General features: G+C 74.6%; 19 protein-coding genes. 12 read left to right on the top strand and 7 right to left on the bottom strand.

What is annotated here, in order from left to right:
- Nucleotides 1-10: 10 nt before the first annotated feature.
- Entirely contained in the window at nt 11-1,417 is a 1,407-nt protein-coding gene (locus tag ACE3UN_RS13410; protein WP_374675461.1) for a glutamine synthetase family protein, read from the bottom strand.
- A 53-nt stretch (nt 1,418-1,470) separates the two neighbouring features.
- Between ACE3UN_RS13410 and ACE3UN_RS13405 the strand changes: the two genes are divergently transcribed.
- From ACE3UN_RS13405 to ACE3UN_RS13380, 6 genes are all read left to right on the top strand, one after another.
- Complete coding sequence (locus tag ACE3UN_RS13405; RefSeq protein ID WP_374675460.1) at nt 1,471-3,069, top strand: PLP-dependent aminotransferase family protein; 1,599 nt, start codon at nt 1,471-1,473, stop codon at nt 3,067-3,069.
- 5 nt (nt 3,070-3,074) lie between these two features.
- Nucleotides 3,075-4,295, top strand: coding sequence for a PQQ-dependent sugar dehydrogenase (locus tag ACE3UN_RS13400; RefSeq protein WP_374675459.1), 1,221 nt, complete (start codon nt 3,075-3,077; stop codon nt 4,293-4,295).
- Nucleotides 4,296-4,441: 146 nt separating this feature from the next.
- Nucleotides 4,442-6,433, top strand: coding sequence for a hypothetical protein (locus tag ACE3UN_RS13395; protein WP_374675458.1), 1,992 nt, complete (start codon nt 4,442-4,444; stop codon nt 6,431-6,433).
- Between the two features lie 52 nt (nt 6,434-6,485).
- A complete protein-coding gene (locus tag ACE3UN_RS13390) occupies nt 6,486-7,418 on the top strand; it encodes a 3',5'-nucleoside bisphosphate phosphatase (protein WP_374675457.1) in 933 nt (310 codons plus the stop codon).
- Nucleotides 7,415-8,356 carry a DMT family transporter gene (locus ACE3UN_RS13385; RefSeq protein WP_374675456.1) on the top strand — a complete coding sequence of 314 codons (942 nt, stop codon included), beginning with the start codon at nt 7,415-7,417 and terminating at the stop codon, nt 8,354-8,356. The genes ACE3UN_RS13390 and ACE3UN_RS13385 overlap by 4 nt, the downstream gene beginning before the upstream one ends.
- Before the next feature lie 42 nt (nt 8,357-8,398).
- Nucleotides 8,399-8,656 (top strand): hypothetical protein, encoded by a 258-nt coding sequence (locus tag ACE3UN_RS13380; protein WP_374675455.1) that lies wholly within the window; start codon nt 8,399-8,401, stop codon nt 8,654-8,656.
- On the opposite strand, the gene ACE3UN_RS13375 is transcribed toward ACE3UN_RS13380, so the two are convergent.
- Nucleotides 8,634-9,047, bottom strand: a complete 414-nt coding sequence (locus ACE3UN_RS13375) for a hypothetical protein (RefSeq protein WP_374675454.1) — start codon at nt 9,045-9,047, stop codon at nt 8,634-8,636. The genes ACE3UN_RS13380 and ACE3UN_RS13375 overlap by 23 nt on opposite strands.
- 91 nt (nt 9,048-9,138) lie before the next feature.
- On the opposite strand from ACE3UN_RS13375, the gene ACE3UN_RS13370 reads away from it, so the two are divergent.
- Nucleotides 9,139-9,765 (top strand): L-threonylcarbamoyladenylate synthase, encoded by a 627-nt coding sequence (locus ACE3UN_RS13370; protein ID WP_374675453.1) that lies wholly within the window; start codon nt 9,139-9,141, stop codon nt 9,763-9,765.
- 10 nt (nt 9,766-9,775) lie between these two features.
- On the opposite strand, the gene ACE3UN_RS13365 is transcribed toward ACE3UN_RS13370, so the two are convergent.
- The gene (locus ACE3UN_RS13365) at nt 9,776-10,129 is read right to left on the bottom strand and encodes a RidA family protein (protein WP_374675452.1); all 354 of its coding nucleotides are present in this window, start codon (nt 10,127-10,129) and stop codon (nt 9,776-9,778) included.
- A gap of 7 nt (nt 10,130-10,136) precedes the next feature.
- On the bottom strand, nt 10,137-10,826 hold the full coding sequence (gene plsY, locus ACE3UN_RS13360; protein ID WP_374675451.1) for a glycerol-3-phosphate 1-O-acyltransferase PlsY: 690 nt from the start codon (nt 10,824-10,826) through the stop codon (nt 10,137-10,139).
- Between the two features lie 191 nt (nt 10,827-11,017).
- Here plsY and ACE3UN_RS13355 point away from each other — a divergent pair, with 191 nt between their 5' ends.
- Complete coding sequence (locus ACE3UN_RS13355) at nt 11,018-13,300, top strand: ATP-binding protein (protein ID WP_374675450.1); 2,283 nt, start codon at nt 11,018-11,020, stop codon at nt 13,298-13,300.
- Nucleotides 13,301-13,313: 13 nt separating this feature from the next.
- Here the strand turns inward: ACE3UN_RS13355 and ybaK are convergent, their stop codons facing one another.
- Nucleotides 13,314-13,805, bottom strand: coding sequence for a Cys-tRNA(Pro) deacylase (gene ybaK, locus ACE3UN_RS13350; protein WP_374675449.1), 492 nt, complete (start codon nt 13,803-13,805; stop codon nt 13,314-13,316).
- Between the two features lie 82 nt (nt 13,806-13,887).
- Here ybaK and ACE3UN_RS13345 point away from each other — a divergent pair, with 82 nt between their 5' ends.
- Genes ACE3UN_RS13345 through ACE3UN_RS13335 form a run of 3 tightly spaced genes read left to right on the top strand, consistent with a single transcriptional unit; the run spans nt 13,888 to nt 15,318 of the window.
- Nucleotides 13,888-14,475 carry a DUF2975 domain-containing protein gene (locus ACE3UN_RS13345; RefSeq protein WP_374675448.1) on the top strand — a complete coding sequence of 196 codons (588 nt, stop codon included), beginning with the start codon at nt 13,888-13,890 and terminating at the stop codon, nt 14,473-14,475.
- Nucleotides 14,475-14,717: a helix-turn-helix domain-containing protein gene (locus ACE3UN_RS13340; RefSeq protein ID WP_374675447.1), complete on the top strand. Its 243-nt coding sequence runs from the start codon at nt 14,475-14,477 to the stop codon at nt 14,715-14,717. The genes ACE3UN_RS13345 and ACE3UN_RS13340 overlap by 1 nt, the downstream gene beginning before the upstream one ends.
- Nucleotides 14,704-15,318: a hypothetical protein gene (locus ACE3UN_RS13335; protein ID WP_374675446.1), complete on the top strand. Its 615-nt coding sequence runs from the start codon at nt 14,704-14,706 to the stop codon at nt 15,316-15,318. The genes ACE3UN_RS13340 and ACE3UN_RS13335 overlap by 14 nt, the downstream gene beginning before the upstream one ends.
- Nucleotides 15,319-15,374: 56 nt before the next feature.
- Here ACE3UN_RS13335 and ACE3UN_RS13330 read toward each other — a convergent pair whose 3' ends face one another.
- Nucleotides 15,375-17,159, bottom strand: a complete 1,785-nt coding sequence (locus ACE3UN_RS13330; RefSeq protein ID WP_374675475.1) for an acyl-CoA synthetase — start codon at nt 17,157-17,159, stop codon at nt 15,375-15,377.
- 116 nt (nt 17,160-17,275) lie between these two features.
- Here ACE3UN_RS13330 and ACE3UN_RS13325 point away from each other — a divergent pair, with 116 nt between their 5' ends.
- Nucleotides 17,276-18,274: a hypothetical protein gene (locus ACE3UN_RS13325; RefSeq protein ID WP_374675445.1), complete on the top strand. Its 999-nt coding sequence runs from the start codon at nt 17,276-17,278 to the stop codon at nt 18,272-18,274.
- A gap of 23 nt (nt 18,275-18,297) precedes the next feature.
- Here ACE3UN_RS13325 and ACE3UN_RS13320 read toward each other — a convergent pair whose 3' ends face one another.
- Entirely contained in the window at nt 18,298-18,822 is a 525-nt protein-coding gene (locus tag ACE3UN_RS13320) for an N-acetyltransferase family protein (protein ID WP_374675444.1), read from the bottom strand.
- Nucleotides 18,823-18,826 lie beyond the last annotated feature (4 nt).

The following is an 18,826-nucleotide window of genomic DNA, read 5'->3' as shown; positions in this document are numbered from 1 at the left end:
CGCGTGGGTGTCAGGCCAGCTCGACCAGGTGCACCAGGTCCCACTGGTGGCGCGGGTCGGTGCAGGCGTTGCGCTCGGCGGTCTCGTGGCGCTTGATGCCCAGGTAGGCATCCACCAGGGGCGCACCGAGCAGCTCGCGCAGCGGCGCGCTGGCATCCAGCGCGTCCAGCGCGTCGGCCAGGCGGCGCGGCAGGCGGTGCGCCTCGTCGTCGCCGGCGTGCGGCGGCTGTGCCGCCGCCAGGCCGGCCAGGCCCATGCCCAGCGTGGCGGCCACGGTCAGGTAGGGGTTGGCGTCGCCGCCGGGCAGGCGGTTCTCCACCCGGCGGGCGGCCGGGCCGCAGCCGGGGATGCGGAAAGCCACCGAGCGCAGCTCCTCGGCCCAGCTGGCGTGCGAGGGCGACGCGTCGGACAGCGTGATGCGGTCGTACGACATGTCGTGCGGCGCGAAGAAGGCCATGGCCGCCGGGGTGTGCGCCTGCAGCCCGGCGATGAAGTGGGCCAGGCTGTCGCTGGAGCGGCCGTCCTCGTGGGCGAACAGGTGCGGCCATTCGCGCTCGGCCCCGGTGCGCTGCACGCTGAAGTGCCAGTGCATGCCGGTGCCCGGCTGGTTCAGGAAGGGCTTGGGCGCGAAGCTGGCCAGGAAGCCGTGCCGGGCGGCGATCTCGCGCGCCAGGCGCTTGAAGCGGAACACCGCGTCGGCCTGCGCCAGCGGCGCGCCGGGGCGGAAGTTCACCTCGTACTGGGAGTACGCGGATTCGTGGGCGTGGCCGCAGGCAGGAATGCCCAGCGCCTCGCAGGCCGCGAACAGCTCGTCGAAGAACGGCTCGAAGTGGCTCACGCGCTCCAGCGAGAACGCCTCGCAGGCACGCTCGCGGGCCGGCGCCGCCGGGTGCGCGCCCGGTGCCTGCAGGTGCACCTGGCCGTCGTGCTCGTGCCGCTGCAGCAGGAACAGCTCCAGCTCGGGCGCCACCGTGGCCTGCAGGCCCTGCGCCTCGAATGCGGCCACCACACGACGCAGCGCGGCCCGGGGCGACAACTCGGACGCATCGATCTCGCGGCCGAAGTGGGGCGCATGCCAGCGGCCGGTGGGCTCGCAGATCACCGTCGCCTCGCCCGCCCGCCCGGGGCGGGGGCGCAGCGTGGCCAGGTCCGGCACCAGGCGCATGTCGTCGTAGGTGGCGGGCAGCATCGGGCCGATCACGCCCTTGGGCTCGCCGGTGGTCGTGGTCAGGCCGAAGATCACCGAGGGCAGCTTGCAGCCGCCGAGCGCGAGGAAGTCGTCGCGGTGCACGCGCTTGCCGCGCGCCACGGCGGTGAAATCGCCCAGCACGCATTCCACGCTGCGTGCGCCCAGGGCGTCCAGCGCCGCCTGGGCCTCGTCGGGGGTCACGGTCGGCAAGGGGGTGATCGGGTCCATGCCGGCATGATAGGCGGCGATTGGACCAGCGCCGTGGTCCAATAAGGCCGTAGATGAATGGGCCACTTTCTCTGTCGGGCCGCCCGTTGGCGGCCGCCGACCTGCTCGACACCCTGGTGGAGGGGCTCGCGCCCCGGCTGGCGCGCGAGCCCGGCCAGCCGCTGGGCGCGCGGCTCACCCAGGGCCTGCGCGAGGCGGTGCTGCAGGGCACCGTGCCGGCCGGGCGCCGCCTGCCCGCCACCCGCGCGCTGGCCGCGCGCCTGGGCGTGGCGCGCAACACGCTGGTGGCCGTGTACGCGCAGCTCGCCGCGGAGGGCTTCGTGGTGGCGGGCCAGGGCTCGGGCACCTACGCCTGCCGCGTCATGCCCGAGCAGGTCCCTGCCGGGGCCACGCCGTCGGCACCGCGCTGGCCGCTGGCACCGCCTCCCGCGCTGTCGGCGCGCGGCCAGCGCTTCCGCGACCACCCGCTGCACCGCTTCTGGAGCCAGCAGCCCTTCTGCCCGGGGCTGTTCGACGCCGGCCTGTTCCCGCACGCGCTGTGGAACCGCCTCATGGCGCAGCCTCTGCGCCGCACCGACGCGGCCCTGCTGGGCATGGGCGAGCCCGGCGGCGCGCCGGCCCTGCGCGAGGCCATCGCGCGCCACGTGGGCAGCACGCGCGGCGTGCGCTGCGCGCCGCGCCAGGTCATCATCACCGACAGCACCGCGCAGTCGCTCGAGCTCATCGGGCGCCTGCTGTGCGACCCCGGCGACGCGGTCTGGGTGGAGAACCCCTGCTACTGGGGCGCCAGCCAGGCGCTGGCCGACCTGGGCCTGGCCCTGCAGCCGCTGGACGTGGACGACGACGGCCTGCCGCCGCCGCCCGCCCCCGGGCCCGGCCGCCCGGCACCGCGCCTGGCGTACCTGACGCCGTCCCACCAGTTCCCCACCGGCGCCGTGATGCCGCTGGCGCGCCGCCTGGAATGGCTGGCGCATGCCCGCCAGCACGGCACCTTGCTGGTGGAGGACGACTACGACAGCGAGTACCGCTACACCGGCATGCCCTTTCCTGCCCTGCAGGGGCTGGACGCCGACACCGCGGACGGCGGCGGGCGGGTGCTCTACCTGGGCAGCTTCAGCAAGACGATGTACCCGGGCATCCGCGTGGGTTTCCTGGTGGTGCCGCCGGCGCTGGCCGAGGTCTTCGCCGATGCCTCGGCCGATTTCTACCGCGACGGCGACCAGCTGGTGCAGCTGGCGCTGGCCCGCTTCATGGCCGATGGCCACTACGCCGCCCACGTGCGGGCGCTGCGGCGCGAGTTCGGCGCGCGCCGCGAGGCGCTGGTGCAGGCGCTGTGGGCCGAGGTGCCCGCGCTGCTCGCCGACCCCGGCCGCCTGCGCGTGCTGGGCGGCGCGCGGGGCGTGCACCTGGCGCTCGGCCTGCCCGACGGCACCGACGACCAGGCCGTGGCGGCACGCTGCCGCGCCCTGGGCGTCACGGTGCTGCCCATGTCGGTGTACTGCGTGGGCCGCGTGCGGCCCGGCCTGGTGCTGTCCTACGCCGGCGTGCCGGCGGGCCAGATCGCCGCGCTGGTGCAGCGGGTGGCCGCGGTGCTGCGGCAGGTGCTGGATCGCCCGCTTGCCGACCCGGACACCCGGCCTGTGCCACCCTGAGCGGCATGGACACCGCCACTTCCTCCCGCAGCCTCCCGCCGGGCCGAGCCATGCGCCGCCTGCGGGTGACCGGCCTCGCGCAGGCCGCCGTGCTCACCGTGGCCCTGGCCGGCCTGGCCGGTGGCTGCGGTGGCGGCACCGACGACAGCGGCACGGGCGCCCAGGCGGAAGCGGGCGCGCCCCGCCTGGTCACCCTGCACGACGGCCTGTCCAGCCCCTGGGGCATGGCCTTCCTGCCCGACGGCCGCCTGCTCGTCACCGAAAAGGGCGGGCGCCTGCTGCGGCTGTCGGCCGACGGCCGGCGCACCGAGGCCGTGATCCGCGGCGTGCCGCCGGTGGTGTCGGCCGGCCAGGGCGGCCTGCTGGACGTGGCGCTCGACCCCGAGTTCGCCAGCAACGGGCGCATCTACCTCAGCTACTCCGAGCGCGGCACCGGCACCGAGGCCAACCTGTCGGGCACCGCCGTCGCCCGGGCCCGGCTGGTGGGCGATGCGCTGGAGAACCTCACCGTCATCTACCGCCAGGTGCCCAAGGTCAGCGGCAGCGGCCACTACGGCTCGCGCTTCGCCTTCGGCCCCGAGGGCCTGCTGTACGTGGCCCTGGGCGAGCGGCAGAAGGAAACCCCCGCGCAGGACCTGCGCACCACGCTGGGCAAGATCATCCGCATCCGCACCGACGGCAGCGTGCCGCCGGGCAACCCGGGGCTGGGCCCCGACGCCCGGCCCGAGATCTGGAGCTACGGCCACCGCAATCCGCAGGGCCTGGCCTGGCGGCCGGGCACCGGCCAGCTCTGGAGCACCGAGCATGGCCCGCAAGGGGGCGACGAGCTCAACCGGGTGCAGGCCGGCGCCAACTACGGCTGGCCGGTGGTGAGCTACGGCTGCCCCTACGGCTCGCCGGTGGGCGACGACTGCCGCATCGGCGGCGGCACGCACGCGCCACGCTTCGTCGAGCCCGTGTCGTACTGGGTGCCCGTGTCCACGGCACCCAGCGCCCTGATGTTCTACACGGGCGACCGCTTCCCGGCCTGGCGTGGCAACGCCTTCACCGGCGCGCTGGCCGGGCAGACGCTGTGGCGCATCGTGCTCGACGGCGACCGCGAGGTCTCGCGCGACGAGCCGCTCGCCGGCCAGCTGAACGACCGCGTGCGGGCGCTGGCCCAGGGGCCGGACGGCTGGATCTACCTGCTCACCGACAGCGGCCGGCTGCAGCGCATCCAGCGCTGACATCCCCCGGCGCCGGCCACCGGACCCGCGTTTTGTTGCGATCTCCGCCGACAGGCGGGCCCGCGGCGCGCAGGACGTCACGGTGGGCGGGCGTGCCCGAGGAGGACAATCGCGGCTTTCGATCCATCTGGAGAAATGCGTCCGCGATGAGGGATGACGCATGGTTTCGCCGCCAGGTCGGGCGGCACGCCAACGCGTGGGCCGACCGGCCGCGCGAATTCACCCGGGCCGCGGCGCGTGACGCGCTGCTGGCCCTGCTGGCACTGGCCGCCAGCGCGTGCGTGCTGGGCATCGCCCTGCTCGGCTGCCTGGCGTTGGCCGTCTTCGGGCCCGGCGGCGGCTGGTGGCTGCTGCCCGCCGCCGCGCTGGCCGCCGCCGGCTGGCCGCTGCTGCGCGCCCTGCGCCTGCCGGCCGCGCCGGCGCCGGGGGTGGTGGTGGGCGCCCGCCAGGCCAAGGAGGTGCACGCGCTGGTGGAGCAGGCGCGTGCCGCCCTGAACGCCGAGCCCGTCGACGAACTGCGGTTCGACACCTCGCTGCAGGTGCGCCTGCTGCCACGGCCGCGCCTGGGCCTGCTGGGGCTGCCCCGGCAGGTGCTGGTGATCGGCCTGCCGCTGATGATGGCGCTGCCCAGCGAGTCGCTGGCGGCGCTGGTGCTGCACGCCCTGGTGCCGCTGCGCCGCGAGACCGGCTGGCTGGGCCGCTGGCGCGAGCCGGCCGCCTGGGTGGAGCGGCGCCGCCGTGAATGGGCCGCCCTGGCCACCGCCTGGGTGCCCAGCCGCCTGCTCGCCGGCTGGCAGGACGCCGTCATCGGGCCGTTCATGCACCGCTTCTGGCCGGCCTTCGAGGCCCGCGCCGTGGTGGTGGGCCGGGAGGAAGCCACCATCGCCGACCGCCTCGTGCTGGCGCAGCGCGGTGCGCCGTCGCTGGCCACCGCCCTCATGGGGCCGGCCATCCAGCAGCGCTTCCTCGACGAGGTCTTCTGGCCCCAGCGCTGGGCCGCCGCGCGCGACTCGCACCTGCCCAACGTGCTGCCGCTGCGCGAGCTGCGCGCGCTCATCGGCGCCAGCCTGCGCCACCCGCAGGCCAAGTCCTGGCTGCATGACGCGCTGCAGAGCATGCCGCCGCGCGGCGACCTGCGCGCGCCCCTGCGCGACCGCCTGGCCCTCACCGGCGACGCGGCACGGCTGTCCAAGCGCGCCAGCGAGGGCCGCAGCGCCGCCGACGCCCTGCTGGGCCGCCAGCTCGACAGCTGGATCGATCTCGTGGACGCGCACTGGCAGCGCGAGGCCGCGCCCGCCTGGACCGCCCTGCACCGGCGGCACCGCGACCAGCAACGCCTGCTCACCGAGCTGGCCGAGGCCCATGCCGGCCGGCCGGTCGCCGTGGACGACCTGCTGCTGTGGGTCCGCACCGCCGCGCAGGTCAGCGGCCCGGCCGCCGCGGTGCCGATTGCCCGCGAGGCGCTGGCGCGCCATCCGCGACACCCGGGCGTGCGCACGCTGCTGGCCACCATGCTGCTCGACGCCCGCGGGCCGCTGCCCTCGCGCCACCTGCTGCCCGACCTGCCGCCCGATGCGAACGAGGCGATGGAACTGCTGCGCGAGGTGTCCGACGAGCCCATGTCCGAGGCCGGCAGCAGCGACCCCGCCTGGGCGCTGCCGGCGGCGCGCCGCCTGGAGCGGGCCCTGGTGCAGCGCGAGGGCATCGAGGCCCTGCGCGCCGTGCGGCTGCGCATCGGCGAGCTCGAACGCGAGTCGCAGCGCGCCCTCGGCGTGCTCACCGATTTCTCCGGCCCCCAGACGCTGGCCGCGCCGCGCCTCGGCGGCCGCAGCCTGCGGCCGCTGCTCGAGCGGCTGAAGCAGGAGCGCGCCATCGGCCGCGCCTGGCTCGTCGCCAAGACCGATACGCGCGCCCGCGGCTGGGTGCTGCACCTGCTCGTCATCGAGCGGTCCACCTCCCTGGACCAGCCCGGCCCCTTCCACGACTGGAACGAGCTGCTGGGCCTCATCGAGCCGCCCTGGCCCTGCCGCGTGATCGACCTGGCCCACCCCGACTGGCGCGGACCGCAGCGCATGGACATCGTGGAGCGCTTCCAGCAGACCGAGGGAAGCCGCATCCACGCCGCCCGGGGCGGCTGAGCCGCAATCCCCTGCACCAGCGCGTCGCGGGTGCGCTTCCTACAATCCGCCGGTGCACCTGCTGAACGCCGATCTCCACAGCCACTCGACCGCGTCGGATGGCAGCCTGGAGCCGGCCGAGCTGGCGCGCCGCGCCCGCGAGGCCGGCGTCGCCCTGTGGTCGCTCACCGACCACGACGAGCTGGCCGGCCAGGCCGCTGCCCGCGCGGCAGCCGAGGCCCTGGGCCTGGCCTACGTGTCCGGCGTCGAGATCTCGGTGAGTTTTGCCGGCGAGACGGTGCACATCCTCGGCTTCGGCTTCGACCCCGGGCACCCCGAGCTGGTGCAGGGCCTGGCCCGGCTGCGTGCCGGTCGCACCGAGCGCGCCCGCCGCATGGGCGAGAGCCTGGCGGCGGCCGGCATCCCCGGTGCCTACGAGGCGGCCTGCGCGCTGGCGCCCAACCCGGAGCTCGTCTCGCGCACCCATTTCGCCCGCTTCCTGGTGGACAGCGGCCACTGTGCCAGCGTGGGCGAGGTGTTCGGCCGCTACCTCAAGGAAGGCAAGCCGGGTTACGTGCCGCACGACTGGGCGCGCCTGGGGGATGCGTTGCGCTGGATCCACGGCGCGGGCGGCGTGGCTGCCATTGCCCACCCGGCGCGCTACCGCCTGAGCCCCACCGTGGAGTACGCGCTGTTCAGCGAGTTCCAGGCCCATGGCGGCCGCGCGGTCGAGGTGACCTGCGGCAGCCATTTCCCTGACGAAGTCCAGCGCTACGCGGACATGGCGGCCGAGTTCGGCCTGCTCGCCTCGCGCGGCAGCGACTTCCATGCGCCGGGCGAAAGCCGGGTGCCGCTGGGCGCGCTGCCGGACCTGCCCGCGCGCGTCACGCCGGTGTGGTCGCTGTGGGCGGACACGCTGGCCGGCCACCGGCCGCCGCGCCCCGGCGAGCCGGGCCGGCTGCCGCGGGCCGCAGCGGCGGCGGCCGCCGGCGCGCTCGCCGGATGAACGCCGCCGCGGGGCTGCCCCGGCAACGTCCGCTGCTGGGCATCGGCCTGGTGGTGCTGGCGGTCAGCTGCTTCGCCACCATGGACTCCACCAGCCGCTACCTGGGCGGCTTCATGCCGGTGCTGCTGTTCTTCTGGGCGCGCTACGTGTTCCAGGCGGTGACCATGGGGGCCTGGCTGGCCGCGCGCGGCGGGCGCGCCGCCTTCGTGACGGGCCAGCCCCGCTTCCAGGTGGTGCGCGGCCTGCTGCTGGCGGCCACCAGCGCGATGAGCTTCTACGGCGTGCAGCACATGCCGGTGCCGGAGTTCACGGCCATCAACATGCTGACGCCGCTGCTGGTCATCGTGCTGGCCGGGTGGTGGCTGCACGAGCGGGTGAGCGCGCTGCGCTGGGCGCTGGTGGCGGGCGGCTTCGCCGGGGCGCTCATCGTCATCCGGCCGGGCTCCGGCGTCTTCGGCTGGGCGGTGCTGTTCCCGCTGGCCGGCGCCTTCACCTATGCCAGCTTCCAGGTGCTCACCCGGCGCCTGGCCGGCAGCGAGAGTCCCTACACCACCCACTTCTACACCGGCCTGACCGGCACGCTGCTGCTCACGCCGGTGCTGTGGGCCAGCCCGGTACCCGTGTGGGCCACGCTGCAGGCGACGCCGGCCTGGGGCATCGGCCTGATGCTGGCCATCGGCGCCCTGGGCACGGTGGGCCACCTGCTGCTCATCCTGGCGCTGGGCATGGCGCCCACGGCGACGCTCATGCCGTTTGTCTACGTGCAGATCGCGGTGGCCACCGTGCTGGGCTGGTTCATCTTCCGCCAGGTGCCGGACGGCTGGGCCTTCGTCGGCATGGGCGTCATCGCCGCCTGCGGTGCCGCGGGCGCCTGGCTCAACGTGCGCAGCGGGCCGGCCAGGCCGCCACCGGTCATCGTGGACACCATCGCCGACTGACGGCACCTGCCCCGCAGCCGAAGCGACGACAATCGCGCCCCCATGTCCAACGACTTCCGCCCCACCACGCGCCGGCAGCGCCTGCTGATCATCGCCGCCACCGCGGCGGTGGTGGTCGCCGTCTGGCTGCTGCTCGTGCACGACTCCGGCTCCGAGCGGCGCAAGCTGCCGCCCTCGCCGCCGCCGCCGCCCCGCTGCGCACCGGGACAGACCACGGGGTGCGTGGGCGGCAAGGCGGACGTGATGCTGATCGCGCCGCAGGCGCCCGGCTCCGGCGTCAGCGCGCCGCTGTCGCGCTGACGAAGCGAGAATCCACGGCTTCGACGCCCGTGTCGCCGGTCGACAAGATCAGCACGAGGTCCTTGTAGGGCCGGTTGTCCACGGTGAATCGGTGGCCGTCGACCACCTTCACGTTGCCGCCACGCCGGCTGATGACCTCATACGTGCCCGCAGGCAAGGTGGCGGGCACGAGCCAGGCGGTGGTGCCAGCGGACGGGCCGGGGCCACGAAGGAAGAGTGGCCGCGCACTGGCCTCCCAGCCTGCCGCGAGGCGACCGTCGACCTGTGGCGTGCCGGACGGTGGAGTGGCACACCCGACCACCGACGCGCCAACGACCAGCAGGGCGGCGGCCACCGTCGCGGTGCCCGATCGACGGGTGGAATGTCGCCAGGCGGCAAGAATCGTGGACATGGGAACCTCCTCAGGTCTTGGGACGAGTGATCCGACACAACGCCGGAGGGGCCGTCGGCGCTGACAGCCCCGCGCGCGACAATACGCCGTCATGTCCCAGCACTTCGAGGTCCACCCGGACAACCCCCAGCCGCGGCTGCTGAAGCAGGCCGCGCAGATCCTGCACGGTGGCGGCATCGTGGCGGTGCCCACCGACTCCAGCTACGCCCTGGCCTGCCACCTGGACGACAAGGGCGCCGCCGAGCGCCTGCGCCGCATCCGCCAGGTGGACGACAAGCACCACCTCACCCTGCTGTGCCGCGATCTCTCGGAGCTGGCCACCTATGCACGGGTGGACAACCGCCAGTACCGGCTGCTCAAGCTGGGCACGCCGGGGCCCTTCACCTTCATCCTCGAGGCCACCAAGGAGGTGCCGCGCCGGCTGTCGCACCCGTCGCGCCGCACGATCGGGCTGCGGGTGCCGGCCCACCGGGTGCTGCAGGCGCTGCTGGCGGAGTTCGGCCAGCCGCTGCTGGCCACCACGCTGATCCCGCCCGGCGAGGACGAGCCGCTCAACGAGGCCGCTGCCATCCGCGACCGCTTCGAGAAGCAGCTGCAGGCGGTGGTGGACGCGGGCGCCTGCCCCATGCAACCCACCACCGTGATCGACCTCAGCCAGGGCGACGAGCCGGTGCTGGTGCGCCAGGGCCGCGGCGACGCCGCCGCCCTTGGCCTGTGAACGCCCGGGTTCAGGCCACCGCGGCGGTCACGACGATCTCGATCTTCCATTCCGGCTTGGCCAGCCGCGCCTGGACCGTGGCGCGCGGCGGCGTGTGGCCGGGCACCACCCAGGCCTCCCACACGGCGTTCATGGCGTCGAACTCGGCCAGGTCGGCCAGGTAGATCTGCGCGCGCAGGATCTTCGACTTGTCGCTGCCGGCGCGCGCCAGCAGTGCGTCGATGGCGCCCAGTACCTGCCGGGTCTGGCCGGCGATGTCCTGCGTGCCGTCCTCGGCGATCTGGCCGGCGAGGTAGACCACGCCCTGGTGCACGGCCATCTCGGACATGCGGGGACCGACGTCGAAGCGTTGGATGCTGCTCATGGAAGGTTCAATGCTTGCGCTTGGAGTGGGAATGCGGGTGGCCGCCGCCATGGCCAGCGGTGTGGCCGTGGGGGGGCGCCGTCGGCGCCGCCTTCTGGCCGATGCGGGACTCGGTGCCCGCCAGCAGCTTGCGGATGTTGCCCTCGTGCCGCCACACCAGCAGCAGGCTCATCACCGTGATCGGCAGCAGCACCGGCGTGGCGCCCCAGCCCAGCATCTGGAAGAATGGGGCGAACGCCGCCGCGACGATGGCCGCCAAGGAGGAGTAGCGCGTGAAGCCGGCCACCAGGGCCCAGCTGGCCAGCGTGGCGAGCCCGAGCCACGGGTTCAGCGCCAGCAGCACGCCGGCGGCGGTGGCCACGCCCTTGCCGCCCTGGAACCGGAAGAACACGGGCCACAGGTGGCCGAGGAAGGCGGCCAGGCCCACCGCGCCCACCGTGGGCTCGCCCCAGCCGAACCGGGGCGCCAGCCACAGGGCCGCCACCACGGGCACATAGCCCTTGAGCGCATCGAAAACGAGCGTCAGCAGCGCCGCCGCCTTGTTGCCCGAACGCAGCACATTGGTGGCGCCGGGGTTGCCGGAGCCATACGAGCGCGGGTCGGACAGCCCCATCGCGCGGCTCACGATGACCGCGAAGGACAGGGACCCGACGAGGTACGCGACGCCCACGGCGCCCAGGGAAGTGATGACAGACATGCCGGACTCGACCGCCGGCAACCGCGCCGGGCCCGGCAGTGTAAGGCGCCGGGCAGGCGCATCGGGCGGTTGGCGCCTGCCCATGCCTTCGGTATGCTGATCGACTGCCTCACCGCCGCGGGTGCAGGCCGGTCCTGGCGGGTGGCACCCCCGGCGACACGCCCTTCCCTTCGCCTCTGGACATTCTTCGCTTGCTGCGCATCAACTCCTCGCTGGTCACGCGCATGTTGGCATCGGTGGCTGCCTTTGCCGTCGGTGTCATGGTGCTGGTGGGCGGCATGGAGCTCTGGCGCGAACGCGGCGAGCTGCGCAACGCCGCGCGGGCGCAGGCGGAGGCGGCGCTGGCCCTGAGCACGCCGCCCATCGCCCTGGCCCTGTGGAACTACGACCAGCCGACGCTGGAGCTGCTGGCCCGCAACCTGGTGCGCGACGGCGCCATCGTGCGGGTGGAGGTGCTGGCCGACGACGGCAAGTCGCTGGTGGACATCTGGCGCCCGGGCTTCGACCGCGCCCGCGCGCCGGCCACCCAGGACCGGCCCCTGCGGGTGGAGATGCGCACCGTGCCCATCGGCACCCTGCGCATCAGCGAGTCCTTCGCCGCCGTGGACACCCAGATCGAACGCAATGCCGTGCAGCGCCTGCCCTGGGAGCTGCTCAAGGTGGTGTCGATCACGCTCGGCCTGCTGTGGGTGATCCACCGCCTCATCATCCGGCGCCTGCTGGTGCTGGTGCACGACCTGCGCGCCCTGCACAGTGACGACCCCGGCGCCCGGCTGCCCGTGCGCGCCGTGGCGCCCGGCCAGGACGCCAGCACCGACGAGGTGGCAACCGTGGCCCTGGCCATCAACCGCTTCCTCGATGCGCGGGCCGTGGAGACACGGCGGCGCGAGGCGGCCGAGCAACAGCTGCGCGACAACCTGCACGAGCGCTCGGCCATCCTCGGGTCGCTGCGCGACGGCCTGCTGGCGCTCGATGGCGCCATGGCGCCGCGTTTCGCCAACGAGGCGGCGGCCCGGCTGCTGGGCCACCCGCCGGAGGCCCTGTCCGGCCGCGAGTCCCTCGCCGGGCTGGCCCGCGTGGCCACGCCACAGGGCGACATCGACCTGGCCGACTGGATCGCGCCGCGCCTGCGCCGACGCGAGCCGCGCACCGACCGGCTCACGCTGCGCCCCGCGGGCCGCGGCGCCCCGGTGGAGGCCCAGGCGCAGCTCACGCCCGTGAGCGGCGCGCGCGACGTGGTGTGGATCGTCGTGCTCTCCGACATCTCCGACACCCTGCGCACCCGGGCAGCCGAGCAGGCGCGGGCGGCGGCCGAGGCGGCCAGCATGGCCAAGACCGAGTTCCTGTCCCGCATGAGCCACGAGCTGCGCACGCCGCTCAACGCCATCGTCGGTTTCGCCCAGTCGCTCTCGCAGGACCCGGTGATCCGGGGCGATGCGAAGCGGCGCGAGGGCGTGGCCCTCATTGAGCGCGCGGGATGGCACCTGACGGGCATGATCAGCGACGTGCTGGACCTGTCGCGCATCGAGTCCGGCCGCCTGCGGCTGACGCTGGGCCCGGTGGACCTGGCGCCGCTGGCGCGCGACGCGCTCGCCTTCGTGGCGGCCGACGCCGACCGTGACCAGGTGCGCTGCACCCTGGAGATCGCCGAGGACGCCCGCTGGATCCATGCGGACGCGGTGCGCGTGGAGCAGGTGCTGGTGAACCTGCTGAGCAACGCGGTCAAGTACAACCGCCCCGGCGGACGCGTGCACCTGCATGCGCGGCGCGGCAGCCAGCCGGGCACCGTGCACATTAGCGTGCGCGACACCGGCCTGGGCATGACGCCCACGCAGCTGGAGGGCCTGTACCAGTCGTTCAACCGGCTCGGCCGCGAAAGCTCGGGCAAGCCGGGCGCGGGCATCGGGCTGGTGGTCACGCGCACCCTGGTGTCGCTGATGCAAGGCCAGATGAACGTGCGCAGCACGGCCGGCGTGGGCAGCGAGTTCACCGTCACGCTGCCCTTGTCGCAGGCCCCGGCGGACGCCGAACGGCCGCCCGAGCCGGTGGACGAGGCGGCCGCCGCGGGGCGGTCGCGCCGGCTGCTCTACATCGAGGACGATGCGGTCAACGCCCTGGTGATGGCCGCCCTGGTGGGCCGCCGTCCCGACCTGACGCTGGAGGTCTGCGGCACACTGGCCGACGGCATGGCCAGCCTGCGCCACGCGCCGCCGGACCTGCTGCTGCTGGACATGCAGCTGCCCGACGGCCGCGGCCTGGACCTGCTGCATGCCCTGTCGCAGGACCCGGCCCTGTGCCGCCTGCCGGTGGTCATGGTGTCGGCCGACGCGATGGACGAGACGGTGAACGCCGCCATCGCGGCCGGGGCACGGGCCTACGTCACCAAGCCGCTCGCCTTCGACGAGGTGCTGCGGCAGATCGACGCGGTCATGTCGCACGCGGCCACCACGATCGCCGGCGACCTCGGCCGCTGAGCGCGCGGGCCGCTCAGCCGAGCGCGCAGTGCACCGGGCGCGCGCCGAGCGCGTCGGTCAGCACCGCCGGCGCGATGCCCACCAGGAACCCGCGCCGGCCGCCGTTGATGAGGATGGCCGGCAGCGCCAGCACCGTGTCCTCCACGTACACCGGCATGGCCTTGCGCGTGCCGAACGGCGAGGTGCCGCCCACCAGGTAGCCGCTGTGGCGCTGCGCCACCTCGGGCTTGCACGGCTCCACGCTCTTCGCGCCGATGGCCCGGGCCAGGTTCTTGGTGCTCACCTGGCGGTCACCGTGCATCAGCACGATGAGGGGCTCGCCCCGCTCGTCCTGCATCACCAGGGTCTTGACCACCTCGTGCTCGGGCCGGCCGAGCTGCCGCGAGGACTCCGCGGTGCCCCCGTGGTCCACGTAGTCGTACACATGCTCCGTATACGCGATGCCCTGCGCCTTGAGCCACTGGGTGGCGGGCGTCTCGCTGACATGCCGTTCTTTCTTCGCCATGGGCCGCAGTGTGCCGCGGACATGGACCATGGCGCTGGCCGATGCTGTTTGACGGATAGTTTTTATCGTTTTACGATAAGCCATGGCGAACGATCCGGACACCTTCCCCCGCCCTCCACGCGACGCGCTGGCCGCCCGGCTGCGCCGGCTGGCCCTGGGCGTGCGGGCCCTGGTGCTGCTGGGTGCGCCGGTGCTGCTGGCCGTGCCGCTGCTGCAGGCGTTCGCGCCCGGCTGGCTGGCGCCCTTGGTGGGGGACGCGGCCATCGACCCGGCGCTGGTGCGCCTGGCCCAGGGCGGCATCACGCCGGCCGTGCAGGCCCGCATGGCCGCCGTCTCGGTACTGCCGGTGGCGGTGGCGCTCGCGCTGCTGTGGCAGCTGTGGGGCCTGTTCGGCGAGTACCGGCACGGCGCCGTGTTCAGCGAGCGTGCCCTGCGCTGCCTGCGCCGCTTCGCGGGCGGCTTGGTGGTGCTGGGCCTGGTGCAGCCGCTGGCGCGTGCGCTGGGGTCGGTCGCGGTGTCCTGGGACAACCCGCCCGGCCAGCGCCAGCTGATGGTCACGGTCAGCTCCAACGACTATGCGCTGGTGCTGGTGGCCCTCGTGTTCGTGGCGATCGCCCGGGTGATGCGCGAGGCGGCGCGCGCGGCCGAAGAGAACGAAGGCTTCGTCTGATGCCGATCGTCGTGCACCTGGACGTGATGCTGGCCCGGCGCAAGATGCGCTCGCGCGAGCTGGCCGAACGCGTGGGCATCACCGAGGCGAACATCTCGCTGCTCAAGTCCGGCAAGGTGCGCGGGGTGCGCTTCGACACGCTGGCGCGCATCTGTGCGGTGCTGGCCTGCCAGCCGGGCGACCTGCTGGAATGGCAGCCGGGCGACGAGACGGACCCGGGGCCGGACGATGCCGCCGGCTGACACCGGCTGGCGGCCCCGCGCCGGCCGCCGCACCCTGGGCGTGGTGCTGCTGCTGCACGTGCTGCTGGTGGCGGGCTTGTGGCAGGCCATGCGCTGGCGCAGCGTGTGGGTGACGCACGATCGCCCCGCCGTCCTGCTCTGGGTGCAGCCCCAGGCCGTTCCCCGGCCCGCCGTGGTGGACGTCACCGGCCCGGCCGCCGAGCGCCCGCGCCTCGCCATGCCACCCCCCACGCCACCCGCCCCGCCGCCTGCGCCCCGTCCACCGGCGGCGCAGTGGGTGGTGCCGTTGCCGGCGCCGGCTCCCCCGCTGGCTGCCGTGGCCGCGGCGCCTCCGGCGTCCGCCGCCTCGCAGCCCCCCACCGAGCGGCTGATGGACAGCGAGGCCACGCGCGCCGCCATCCGCCTGGCCGGCCGCCAGCCGCTGCTGCACGAACGCGCCGCCGACGCCACCGGCATGGCCCCCGCGCGCACCGACACGGCGATGGCCCAGGGGGTGGCCGCTTCCACCAAGGGCGACTGCATGAAGGACGCGGTGCCGGGGGGACTGCTGGGCCTGCCACTGCTGGCCGCCAAGGTCGCCACCGGGAACTGCAGCAAATGAACGGCCGCCTCGCCTGCGTCCTCGTCCGGCCCGTCGTCCGGCCCGCGGTCCGCCCGTCAGCCGGCCGCGGCGGCCGCGCGCGCCCGCTCCTCCTCCTGCAGGCGCAGCACGCGGCGCTGCACCTTGCCGGTGGTCGTCATGGGCAGGGCGTCGATGAACTCGATCTCCTTCGGGTACTCGTAGGGCGCCAGCTGGCCGCGCACATGGGCCTGCAACTGCGCCACCAGGGCGTCGCTGGCGGCATGCCCCGGGGCCAGCACCACGTAGGCCTTCACCAGGGCACCGCGCTCGGCGTCGGGCTTGGGCACCACCGCGGCGTTCGCCACGGCCGGGTGCTTGACCAGGCAGTTCTCCACCTCGCTCGGGCCGATGCGGTAGCCCGCCGCCTTGAACACGTCGTCGCTGCGGCCCTGGTACCAGAGGTAGCCCTGCTCGTCCATGACGGCCGTGTCGCCAGTGCGGCACCAGCTGTCGGCGGGGTCGCCGGTGAACTTCGCGCGGGTCGCGTCCTCGCGCTTCCAGTAGCCGAGGAAGAAGATGGGGTCGGGATGGCCGTGCGCATCGCGCCGGTGCACCGCCACGTCGCCGGGCACGCCAGGGGGGCACTCGCGTCCCTCGTCGTCGATCACCGCCACGCGGTGGCCCGGGTAGGGCCGGCCCATGCTGCCCGGGCGGGCCGGCCAGCCGGGGCACGGGTGGCCGTCGCTGCCCTCCGTCTGGCTGCAGTTGCCCACGATGTAGTTGATCTCGGTCTGGCCGAACATCTCGTTGACCACCAGCCCCAGCTCGTCGCGGCACCAGGCGAACACGGCGTCGCCCACGGCCTCGCCGGCGCTCATCACCGCGCGCAGCTTCAGGCGCGGGTAGCGCGCCCGTGGCTGCGGCACCGCCTTCATCATGGCCTTGAGCGCGGTGGGAAACAGGAAGCTGTTCGTCACGCGGTGCCGCTGCATCAGCTCGAAGGCGCGCTCCGGCGCGAAGCGGCCATGCGCCGCCACGATGGGCATGCCGAAGTACAGGGACGGCAGCAGGGCGTCCATCAGGCCGCCGGTCCAGGCCCAGTCGGCCGGGCTCCAGAACACCGCGTCGGCGGGCAGGCCGCCGGGCCCCAGCGCGCGGCGCGGCGGCCGGCCGGGCGCGCCGCGCAGCAGGTTCTGGCTGCACACGAAGCCCGGCAGGTTGCCGATCAGCGCACGGTGCGGGATGAGCGCCCCCTTGGGCGGGCCCGTGGTGCCGCTGGTATAGATGAGCACCGCCGGATCGTCGGCATGCGTGCGCCGGGCGGTGAAGGTGGCCTCCTCACGGGCCAGCGCGGCTTCCCAGTCGATGTCGCCCTGCCCGCGGGCAGCGCCCACCGCCACCACCGTGCGCAGGGCCGGGCACTCGGCGCGCACCGCCAGCAGGTTCGCCACCGCCGACTCGTCCACGATGGCCACGCCGGCCTCGCTGTCGACCAGGCGGAAGCCCAGGGCATCGGGCCCGAACAGCATGGACAGCGGCATCGCCACCGCCCCCATCTGGTACAGCGCGAGGTGGGCCACGGCCGTCTCGGCGCGCTGGGGCATCACCACCGCCACCCGGTCGCCGCTGCGCACGCCCAGCCGGCGCAGGGCGTTCGACAGCCGGTTGGCCGCCTGCTGCAGCGCGCCGTAGCGGTGGAGCACCACCCGGCCGTTGGCCCGCTCCTCGCGGATCGCCACGGCCTGGGGGTGGTCGCGGGCCCACCGGGCGCCGCACACTTCGGCGATGTTGAAGCGCGCCGGCACCCGCCAGCGGAAGCCGCCGTGCCAGGCGGCATGCCGGTCCTCGTCCGCCTGCGGCGGGCGCAGGCGATGCATCATGTCGTTCATGCCAGGAGGGTAGGCGGCGCGCCGCCGCCGCGTCAGCCGGGGCGACCCGAACCCCCGTCGCCCCCCTGGCCCCCATCCTTCCTCTCCCGCGCTCGCCCTGCCCGCCCATGACCCCTCGCCAACTGCTCGCCGCCATCGGCCTGTCCGCCCTGCTGACCGCGCCCGCCCTGCACGCGCAGGCGCTGCGTGACCCGGCCTGGAACACCCTGCTGGAGCAGGACCGCCATGCCGAGCTGGAGGCCGCGGCACGCCAGCGCCTGAAGGCCGAGCCGGCCGATCCGCAGGCCACCGCGGCGCTGGGCTACGCGCTGCTGGCCCACGCCCAGCCGGCCGACGTGGACGCCGCCCTGCCGCTGGTGGAGGCCTGCCTGCAGCGCCACCCCCAGGCGGGCGAGTGCCACCACATGCTGGGGCTGGTGATGGGCGTGCAGGCGCTGCGCGCCGGCATGCTCAAGGCCATGACGATGGCCGGCCGCATCCGCACCGGCTTCGAGCAGGGCGTGGCGCTGGCGCCGGACAACTTCAACCACCGGGTGGGCCTGCTGCAGTACTACCTGGCCGCGCCGGCGATCGCGGGGGGCGGCGTGGACAAGGCGCGCGAGCTGGTGCGCCAGACCGAGGCGCGCGACGCGGAGCAGGGCCGTTGCCTGCAGGCCATGGTGGCCCTCAGCCAGGAACGGTTCGACGAGGCGGAGCGGCTGCTGTGGCCCCTGCTTGCCGCGGCGCAGCCGGCCGTGCGCAACGCCGCCTACCAGCAGCTGGGCGGCATGGGCGCCGCGCGGCTGCAGAACCAGCAGGTGGAGCCGGCACGGACGCTGTTCGAGCGGCTGGCGCAGGCCGATCCCGGACGCGCGCTGGCCGTCTACGGCCTGGCGCGCGTGAAGCAGGAGGCCGGCGCGCTGCAGGACGCGCTGCGCCTGTACGCCCAGGCGCGCGGCCTGCGCGGGCAGGCCGGCCTGCCGCTGGACTACCGCGAGGCCCTCGCCTGGCTCGGCCTGGGCGACACCGCCAAGGCGCGTGCCCTGCTGCAGCGTTTCGTGTCCGCCGGCCGCGGCCACCCCAAGCACCTGGAAGACGCACGCGAGCGCCTGGCCAGGCTCGGCTGACCCGGCGGCAGGCGGCTGCGCTCCTAGCGCGTCTCGCCGAGCCGCTGCAGGGCCTCGCCGCTGAGCCGGCAGATGCGCCAGTCGGGCATCACCGTGGCGCCCATCTTCTCGTAGAAGCGGATGGCCTGCGTGTTCCAGTCCAGCACGCTCCATTCGAAGCGGCCGCAGCCGCGCTGCACCGCCACCGCTGCCAGGTGGCGCAGCAGCGCCTGGCCCAGGCCCAGGCCGCGGTACGCCGGCTGCACGTACAGGTCCTCCAGGTACAGGCCGGGCCGCGCGAGGAAGGTGGAGAAGTTGGTGAAGGCCAGCGCGAATGCCGCCACGTGGCCGGCCGGCTCGGGCAGCTCGGCCACCCAGCACTCGGCCACCGGGCGCGGGCCGAACAGGTGCGGCATGAGCTTGTCGGGCGTCACCTCCAGCAGGTGCGTGAGCTGCTCGAACTCGGCCAGCTCGCCGATGAGGCCGACGATGGCCGGCACGTCGCGCGGCTGCGCGGCACGCAGCACGAAGGGCCGGGACGGGGTCGATGGGGTGGGGGTATCGCTCATGCAC

The organism is Ideonella sp. (assembly GCF_041918995.1).
Lineage (GTDB): Bacteria > Pseudomonadota > Gammaproteobacteria > Burkholderiales > Burkholderiaceae_C > Ideonella.
The sequence above is the reverse complement of the archived record's forward strand: the minus strand, read 5'-3'. Positions and strand labels throughout refer to the sequence as shown.